Annotated in this window: 7 protein-coding genes; 4 read left to right on the forward strand and 3 right to left on the reverse strand. The window is 42.2% G+C overall.

The annotated features are described in order from the left end of the window. Positions 1–315 precede the first annotated feature (315 nt). Both V7K69_RS13990 and V7K69_RS13995 read left to right on the forward strand, forming a co-directional pair. The gene (locus V7K69_RS13990) at positions 316–2,265 is read left to right on the forward strand and encodes an AMP-dependent synthetase/ligase (protein WP_335035226.1); all 1,950 of its coding nucleotides are present in this window, start codon (positions 316–318) and stop codon (positions 2,263–2,265) included. 42 nt (positions 2,266–2,307) lie between these two features. Continuing rightward, complete coding sequence (locus V7K69_RS13995; RefSeq protein WP_012412623.1) at positions 2,308–2,757, forward strand: YlqD family protein; 450 nt, start codon at positions 2,308–2,310, stop codon at positions 2,755–2,757. 111 nt (positions 2,758–2,868) lie between these two features. Here V7K69_RS13995 and V7K69_RS14000 read toward each other — a convergent pair whose 3' ends face one another. Continuing rightward, a complete protein-coding gene (locus V7K69_RS14000) occupies positions 2,869–3,393 on the reverse strand; it encodes a hypothetical protein (protein WP_335035228.1) in 525 nt (174 codons plus the stop codon). 428 nt (positions 3,394–3,821) lie between these two features. Between V7K69_RS14000 and V7K69_RS14005 the strand changes: the two genes are divergently transcribed. Then, complete coding sequence (locus V7K69_RS14005; protein ID WP_335035230.1) at positions 3,822–5,123, forward strand: dihydrolipoamide acetyltransferase family protein; 1,302 nt, start codon at positions 3,822–3,824, stop codon at positions 5,121–5,123. 160 nt (positions 5,124–5,283) lie between these two features. Continuing rightward, positions 5,284–6,210, forward strand: coding sequence for a DUF4351 domain-containing protein (locus V7K69_RS14010; RefSeq protein ID WP_335035232.1), 927 nt, complete (start codon positions 5,284–5,286; stop codon positions 6,208–6,210). A 59-nt stretch (positions 6,211–6,269) separates the two neighbouring features. On the opposite strand, the gene V7K69_RS14015 is transcribed toward V7K69_RS14010, so the two are convergent. Further along, a complete protein-coding gene (locus tag V7K69_RS14015; protein WP_335035234.1) occupies positions 6,270–6,416 on the reverse strand; it encodes a hypothetical protein in 147 nt (48 codons plus the stop codon). A gap of 83 nt (positions 6,417–6,499) precedes the next feature. Further along, positions 6,500–8,446: a calcium-binding protein gene (locus tag V7K69_RS14020; RefSeq protein ID WP_335035236.1), complete on the reverse strand. Its 1,947-nt coding sequence runs from the start codon at positions 8,444–8,446 to the stop codon at positions 6,500–6,502. Between the last annotated feature and the right edge of the window lie 655 nt (positions 8,447–9,101).

A 9,101-nucleotide genomic window follows, 5' to 3' on the forward strand; every position in this document is an offset into this window, starting at 1 on the left:
CAGCGTTAGCAGTATAGCGTCTATAAAATTCATAGGTAATCATCTCCTGTGAAAAATAGGCGTAGGCGTAGCCCGTCGTAGACATCGCTGTTTTGAAGTGCAAGCATAATATTATGTGTAGGATTAATGTTCAGCCCATCTATTGCTTGCACTCTATGTAAACTCACTTTAACATAAATTTTTGTAAATATAAACGTGGAATTCCTGGAATTATTATACACAGCAAGGAATGTGGATAATAAGGACGGTTATTGTAGCGGGATAACAAAATAAACTGGAAAAACAATTAATTTACAATATTTTAGGTAAGGTGTTATGTCAAAAACCCAAACCGCGTCTTCTTTTTTATCTAACATCAGTGAGCAAGAACGTGAGGCATTAAAGCAGTTGGTAGATTACACAAAAGTGGAATCACTACCAGAAGTTTGGCCTTTGGCATCTCAACGATTTGGTGATGTTGTTGCCCTCCGCAGTCCTCACGCCAAACCAGAAATTGTGATTACTTATACACAGTTAGCGGAGCAAATACAATTATTTGCTGCTGGGTTACAGGCGTTGGGAGTGAAGCTAGGCGATCGCATTTCCTTAATTTCTGACAACAGTCCCCGGTGGTTTATTGCCGATCAAGGCATAATGGCTGCTGGTGCAGTTGATGCGGTACGTAGTTCCCAAGCGGAAAAAGAAGAATTGCTGTTTATCATCGCTAATAGCGGCAGTACAGCAATAGTAGTTGAGGATTTAAAGACACTTAAAAAACTACAAGACCGTCTCAACGATTTACCAATTCAGTTTGCGATCTTAGTTTCAGATGAAGTACCACCAACGGGCGAACCTCTAAAGGTGCTGAATTTTACACAGCTGATCGAAATTGGGAAAAATCATAATTTTGTGCCAGTTAAACAAAATCGTGATGCTTTGGCAACCCTAATTTATACCTCTGGTACTACAGGTAAACCGAAGGGTGTAATGCTGTCTTATAAAAATTTGATGCACCAAGTGATCACCTTTGGCACAGTATTACAACCAAATGCGGGCGACATTGTTCTCAGTATTCTACCTTCGTGGCATAGCTACGAGCGGACTGTTGAATATTACCTACTATCTCAAGGTTGCACGCAAGTTTATACCAACTTGCGTTCTGTGAAAGGAGATTTGAGACAATTTAAACCTAATTATATGGTGGGTGTACCCCGCCTGTGGGAATCGATTTATGAAGGAGTGCAAAAGCAGTTCCGCGAACAACCAGCCAAAAAACAACGCCTAATTAACTTTTTGTTGGGCATTAGCGACAAATATATTAAAGCGCGGCGAGTTGCTCAGGGATTGGATTTAAATAATCTTCATGCTTCACCCATCGAGCGATTAGCAGCTAAGATCCAAGCATTGGCTTTATTACCCCTCCACGCCTTGGGAGAACGACTAGTTTATGCCAAGGTGCGAGAAGCCACAGGTGGACACGTCAAGCAGATGATTAGCGGCGGCGGTGCGCTTCCCAGACACATCGATAACTTCTTTGAAATTATCGATGTGCAGATTTTGCAAGGCTATGGCTTGACAGAAACTTCTCCTGTTACCCATGTGCGCCGTCCTTGGCGAAATTTGATTGGTGCATCAGGGCTACCACTCCCCGCTACAGAAGCTAAAATCGTAGATCCTGAGACAAAAGCGCCTTTGCCAATAGAGAAGCGAGGCTTAGTATTGTTGAGGGGGCCGCAGATTATGCAAGGCTATTACCAAAATCCGGAAGCCACAGCGAAAGCAATTGATGCTGAAGGTTGGTTTGATAGCGGCGATTTGGGCTGGTTGACACCACAAGACGATTTAGTGCTGACTGGCAGAGCAAAGGATACGATTGTATTGACTAACGGGGAAAACATCGAGCCGCAGCCGATCGAAGACGCGTGTTTGCGATCGCCCTACATCGATCAAATTATGCTCGTCGGCCAAGATCAGCGCAGTCTGGGAGCCTTGATTGTCCCCAATGTCGAAGCCCTAGAAAAATGGGCGCAGAACGATCCGGCCACTTCTTCACCTAGTCAAAAAATTGACTTGGAGAGTAGAATGATCCAGGATTTATTTCGGCAAGAATTGAATCGAGAAGTGCAAAATCGTCCAGGCTATCGACCGGATGACCGCATTGGGACATTCAAACTCATTCTAGAACCGTTTTCTATCGAAAATGGTTTGATGACACAAACACTAAAAGTTCGGCGACATATCGTCACGGAACGTTATCGCGATATTATTGACGGCATGTTTGCCTGATAATTCCACCTCCCAACTGTAAAGAGTGAACGTGAAATATTTATGGATGTCTCCAAATCTAATTTGCTTCTGAAACGCGTCGTCAACGTCAAAGTTATTGTGACTCCCCTTTGGAAAGAGGAAGTACAACAGCAGCTGCAAACCCAGATCAATCAACTCGATCAGCAACTGCAACAGCTAGACGTAGAAGGACAAAGAGCGATCGCAGCAATTCAAAAGCAGAGTCTGCAACCACCCGGGCCCCAGACCCTCCAACAGATTGACAATATCCAACTCCAAGTCAATCAAAAGAAAAGTGAATTTCTAGAACAAAAAAATCAGTTGCTGCAAAATCTCCAGCAAGTGCAGTTTCTCCAGCAAGATCAGGAAGTCAACCAATTCCAAATGGAAGGCTTTTTCCGGGTAGAGATAGGAGATAACCTGATTAGCAAAATGCAAGTCGAAATCGTTCTGCGCGATGGCGTTGTAGAAGAAATTCGTGGTGACATTTAAATTTGTCATTTGTCATTTGTCCGTTGTCCTTTGTCCTTTGTCCTTTGTCATTTGTTTTGTGAGCAATAACTAATGGCCAATGACCAATGACTAATGACCAATGACCAATGACTAATGACAAATGTGATTTAACTTAGTGCGGGAGAGGCTCCCAGCCGAACATTCTACCTGGGAGCCAGCCCAAACAATTTGCCAGACTGGAGGAGAACTAATAAATAGCGATCGCCCGAAGGCTGACATCTCAACTCGATATTTAACTGCACTAACTGCATCATCACCCCGCTTGAATTGGGTAATCGTTACTAAAGCCTGATTTCGTTGTGGATAAGCTACCTCTACCTTTCGCGTTCCTCCCACTGGTGCTATGTTGTCAAAGGCATTCAGAGCGAGGGTAGCAGGATCGCTTCCTTGGAGAGATGAGTTGATATTTCCTAAAGGTATAGTTTTATAATCGAAACGCTCTGAGTATGCCACAACCTCTTGAGATTGATGTATTGCCCTCACCTCCTTGGTTTGACCATAACTAGTCTCAACAATCGGTGCAGATTGCTGGCGCTGGGTAATATATACTCCAGCTCCAGTAGTGGCAAAGATACCTAGTATCAGAATCAAAAAGAATTTTAGCTTTGCCGACATAAAAGTAAACAGGAATTTCAAATAGGTTTATTACCAATTTTGAATTCTAGATTGAACTGCATCCCATATCCTCTACCTGTGAGCAGCTCTTGTATCTTAAGCATCCGGTATGAGGAAGTATAAATAGCAATCCCATTTAATCTGTAGAAACTCATGGTGGTTTTTGCAAGTCAACGATTAAAACGAGAGCGAGATATTGGCTAACCCTTAAGGATTGCTCTGTATTATAGACATCCAATTCATATTTAGGTTCCTGGGGTTAAGAGACGCGATTAATCGCGTCTGTACAAAAAGGTGGGAGTAGTCTTCCAATTCCCAATTCCCAATCTAAAATATAAAATCTCCAGCCCAAAACTCTCCCGCCAAGATACAATTCGATCTGATGAAAGCTGTTAAAGTCCATAAACCATTGATTTCCAAACCACCCTATGAGCATTCATGAAGTATTTATGCCGGCGCTGAGTTCCACCATGACGGAAGGCAAAATCGTCTCCTGGGTGAAATCGCCAGGGGACAAAGTGGAAAAAGGCGAAACAGTGGTGGTTGTAGAGTCAGATAAGGCAGATATGGATGTAGAAACCTTTTATGAAGGCTTTCTGGCACATATCATCGTTGAAGCTGGTGAAACTGCCCCGGTAGGATCTGCGATCGCCTTCATAGCCGAAACTGAAGCTGAAATTGAACAGGCGAAATCTCTTGCCAATTCCTCTGGTGTGGCTGCTACTACTACCTCTGCCCCTGAGCCAATTCCCGCCACAGCCTCAGTTGCAACACCTGCCTTAGCGTCTCAAAACGGCTCTAATCACAAAGAAGGCAGACTTGTAGTTTCACCCCGTGCCCGCAAATTAGCCAAAGAACTCAAAGTTGATTTAACTACACTCCAAGGCAGTGGCCCCCACGGTCGTATTGTCGCTGAAGATGTAGAAGCATTGTCCAATAAGGGCAAACAACCTGCTACTGCCCCAGTTGCCCCACCAGCGCCTGTACCAACCAGCGCTCCAGTTGCATCCCCAGCACCTCGGACACCAGCGCCCACACCAGTGGTAGCGGCTGTTCCTGGTCAAATCGTACCTTTAACTACCTTTCAAAATGCTGTCGTGCGGAACATGGTAGCCACCATATCCGTGCCCGTCTTCCGTGTCGGTTATACAATTACCACTGACGGATTAGACAAACTTTATAAACAAATTAAATCCAAAGGCGTGACAATGACAGCGCTACTGGCGAAAGCTGTAGCAGTGACATTGCAAAAACACCCATTGTTAAATGCTAGCTATTCAGACCAGGGTATTGTTTATCATTCTGATATCAACATTTCCGTAGCCGTAGCGATGGATGATGGCGGATTAATTACACCTGTGTTGCAAAATGCAGACGCAGTGGATATTTATTCTCTATCGCGTACTTGGAAGTCTTTGGTAGAACGTGCCAGAGCAAAACAATTACAGCCCCAAGAATATAACAGTGGTACTTTTACCCTGTCTAATTTGGGGATGTTTGGCGTAGATAAGTTTGATGCGATTTTGCCGCCTGGACAAGGTTCAATTTTAGCGATCGGGGCATCCCGTCCGCAAGTAGTAGCAACACCCGACGGTTTATTTGCCGTGCGGCAACAAATGCAGGTGAATATTACTTCTGACCACCGCATTATTTACGGTGCCCATGCTGCGGCGTTCTTGCAAGATTTAGCAAAATTGATTGAGACAAATCCTCAATCTTTGACAATGTAATTTTGAAAAGACACCAAATTTAAATGTTAGCGCTATGAGCGAACAGCCTTTTTCGTAGAGTAGCGCTAACAATAAACAACACCTAAACTTAAATTTTTATGAACAAACCATGTAGCGATATCACGTCTCTACATGAGTTTATGTCCAAACTGATATCACAGTGACATACGATAACACCCTGAAATATCTGGTTGAGCAGTATCCAGAAGATTTTATCCGCTACTTACTTGCATCTGAGACAAGAGATATCCAGATTCTCAAAACAGAATTAAATCAAGAACCAATTCGTGCTGATTCAGTAACCTTTTTGCAAACTGCCAATCAAATACTGCATTTAGAGTTTCAAACCTTACCAGCATCGACTCCACCCTTGCCACTGCGGATGTTGGATTATTGGGTGCGGCTATATCGACAATACAATTGTGATATCGAGCAGGTAGTGATTTTTCTTAAACCGACAAATTCAGAAGCTGTATTTGTAGATCAATTTACCGCCCGCAATACTAGCCACCGTTACCGCGTCATCCGAATCTGGGAACAAGACCCAGAACCTTTACTGTTATCTCCTGGTTTATTACCTCTGGCAACTTTGGCGCGAACAGATTCTCCTCAAAGCTTACTGCAACAGGTAGCAGTTCAGGTGAGTATGATTGAAGAAGAAGCCACCAAACAGAGTATCTCGGTATGTACCCAACTTCTAGCAGGGTTGGTATTCGAGCCAGAACTCATTCGTCAGTTTTTGAGGAAAGAAGATATGAGAGAATCTACCATTTATCAAGAAATTCTCCAAGAAGGGCTCCAAGAAGGTAGACAACGAGGTCTTGAACAAGGTCTTGAACAAGGTATCGAACAAGGTATCGAACAAGGTATCGAACAAGGTCTTGAACAAGGTATCGAACAAGGAAGACAATCAGAACTAAGGCTAGTGATACGTCTATTAACTCGTCGGCTTGGTTCAATTAATTCTCAGTTACAATCTCGCTTGCAAGAGTTGTCCCTAGCTCAGTTAGAAAACTTGGGTGAAGTATTACTAGATTTTGCTAGTGAGGCTGATTTAATGAATTGGCTCAATACAATAGAAAATTAGAGTTTGCTCTAAACCTTTTTACCAGTTACAAAAAAAGTCAGATTTTCATACCAAGCACCTTATTCTGTTGTTTCTACTTTAACACCGATGACAAATTGTTCTGGTGTCCGCTCGACGGTCGAAATATGGACTCGAATAGTCGAGGCGATCGCTTGATCTGTTTCTCCCTTTGAAACCATCAAAAAAATGGATGTACTACCAAACATTGTTGCCTTGGCACACTACTAGGGAGAAACAGTTAATTCACGAAAAGCTTGGGTTGCGTTGATGTCAGGAAAACCAAAATGGATTAAACAACTACAAAGTTGCTGACGCTTAGTGAAGATACGCCGTTTAATTGTGCGAATTTTTTCTGAGCAAATCCACTATTGCTACCATCTTGGTCGAAGTAAAGCGCCCCTGAGCTACTGTCAAAAATCAATCGCTGATCTGTTGTTGTTGCAGTTGTGCCGAGGGTAAATTGACTAGGAAGGATTGAACTTGGTGATAAACTGCCACCGAAACCCACAGCAGATATTTGAATGTGGTCAATAGTACCAAAGTCGTAAATAATATCAAGCCCTTCATTGTAACTATTGAAAACAAAGGTATCTTGATTTGCACCACCAGTCAGGAAATCACTACCACCACCACCAGTCAATACATCACTCCCATCACCGCCAATTAGAGTATCATTATCGTTGCCACCGTTGAGAGTACTACTACCGTCAGCACCAAAGGCAGATAGATAATCATTACCATCACCACCATTTAGCAAGTTATTCTTATATGAATTTTCAACAGTCAAGCGATCGCTACCTGTACCACCATCTAGTATATTAGTACTAAATGAACCGTTAGCATTTAAGGTGTCATTACCTATACCGCCCTTCAAAGTAAAAAACGTGTTATCGAAGTGAAAGACAGCACCAGTAGCAGATAGATAATCATCTCCATCGCCACCATCTAATATATTCGTACCAGACGAATAGTCTGCGTAAATGAGATCATTACCTGCACCACCATTCAAGAAGTTACCACCATAAGTAGCTTTAGCATTTAAGGTGTCATTACCTGTACCACCATTCAGGGTATTACTCCTACCAAAGTAGCCAGAGTAGCTATTGGCAATGGATAAATAATCATTGCCATCGCCACCATCTAGTAGGCTCGTTCCACCTGTAGCTTCTGCATATAAAAAGTCGTTACCTGTACCACCATAGACAGTATTAGTATTACGTGAATTGTCGCTAATACGTAAGATGTCATTACCTGCACCACCTTTGAGGGTGTCATCGCCACCATTACCGCCGTTAAGTGTATCGTCGCCATTACTGCCTACAATATTGTCGTTATAGGCTGTACCTTTGACCTCTAATCGTTCGATATTCTTGTAGCGGACTTGATTTGTGTCAGCAGTAATGGAACCTTGGTTAGTTGTAGGGTCGTATGTTGAGGTGATGCCTGCGATCGCATTACTATAGTCAATGTATAAGTAATCATTACCTGTTCCTCCATCAACTGTTTGAGTTACCAAGGAATAGAGAACAGTTTCTGGACTACTAATATAGAAATAGTCGTCATCACTATCACCATTGAGAGTGTTAGCGCCCTGAACTCCATAGGCATAAAAAGTGTCTGCTCCGTTTCCACCTGAAACTGTATTTTTGCCTTTCCATTGATAATTAATGTCAAGGGTGTCATTTCCATCACCTCCATCGAGAACATTATTACCAGCAGACAAATCAGCTGCAATATAATCATTTCCGGTTCCACCCCGAAGGGTATTGTTTCCTATGGCGTAACGAGCAGAAAGACGATCATCCTCAGAACCACCATCTAAGATATTTTTTCCATAAGAGAAGGAAACATCTAAGGTATCGTTTCCACTTCCACCCTTGAGGGTGTTATTTCCAGTCGAGCTATAAACGTAAAGTTCATCATTTCCCGCCCCACCATCTAAAAGGTTGTTCCCAGAGGAGTTGGCGGCATAGAAGGAATCATTACCTGCTTCTCCATATAGATTATTATTACCCTCTTCTCCGTTTAAATAGTCATTACCTAAGCCTCCATAAAGATAGTCATCACCTAAGCCTCCATAGAGTTTGTCATTATCCTCATCACCATAAAGATAGTCATTACCTAAGTCTCCATAAAGGTTGTCGTCTCCCGCAAATCCTATGATGGTATCATTCTCATTCCCACCATAAAGAAAATCAAGGTAATTTTTGTTATCTGTACCCTTGATAATTGCCATAAACTTGGCTCCTTTGAAATCAAAGTTTTATAAAGGTTTTAAATTTTCAAGTTGCATTTAGTGCTGTTGTAATGCACTAATGATTAACCGAAAATTTGCATCATTGGCCGATTTTGTGTTGTCGCTATGAGGCGGCACCAGTTTTGTATGAAGATTGATCCAGTTGATGGGCTTACTGGTAATACTTTAATAATTGTCTAACGTTTTTCAAAAATATCTCTAGCCTTGGGAACTGCACACGTTAGACCAATAAATCATCTCAGGCTCTTATTAATGCTCTTTGGAGTCAATAGTAATTCTGCCAAATATGTCCAACAATTAATGGCGTTAAATTTTCTGCCTGGGAAGCCATAAAGCTTCAATTAATAGGTTATCATCTTATGTGAGAGGTGCATTTTCATTGACACTAAACTTTACTTTCTTCTACCCAAATGTTTGCCTCTTTAAAAACTCAAGGTTTCAAAATACACGAGGTTTATATATATGATGACCTTAGAAGTTGTTTGAAAAGTGTTTCGCTGTGACTTTAGGCACTTATTGATCCCCCCTAACCCCCCTTAAAAAAAGCTATCCATTAGTCACATCTTTCTTAACAAAAGCTAAAAGCTAATTCTCAACAGGATTAGAGACGATGATGAGAATAGGAGGACTAGAC

Origin of the sequence: Nostoc sp. (assembly GCF_036917775.1) — a bacterium.
Classification (GTDB): domain Bacteria; phylum Cyanobacteriota; class Cyanobacteriia; order Cyanobacteriales; family Nostocaceae; genus Nostoc.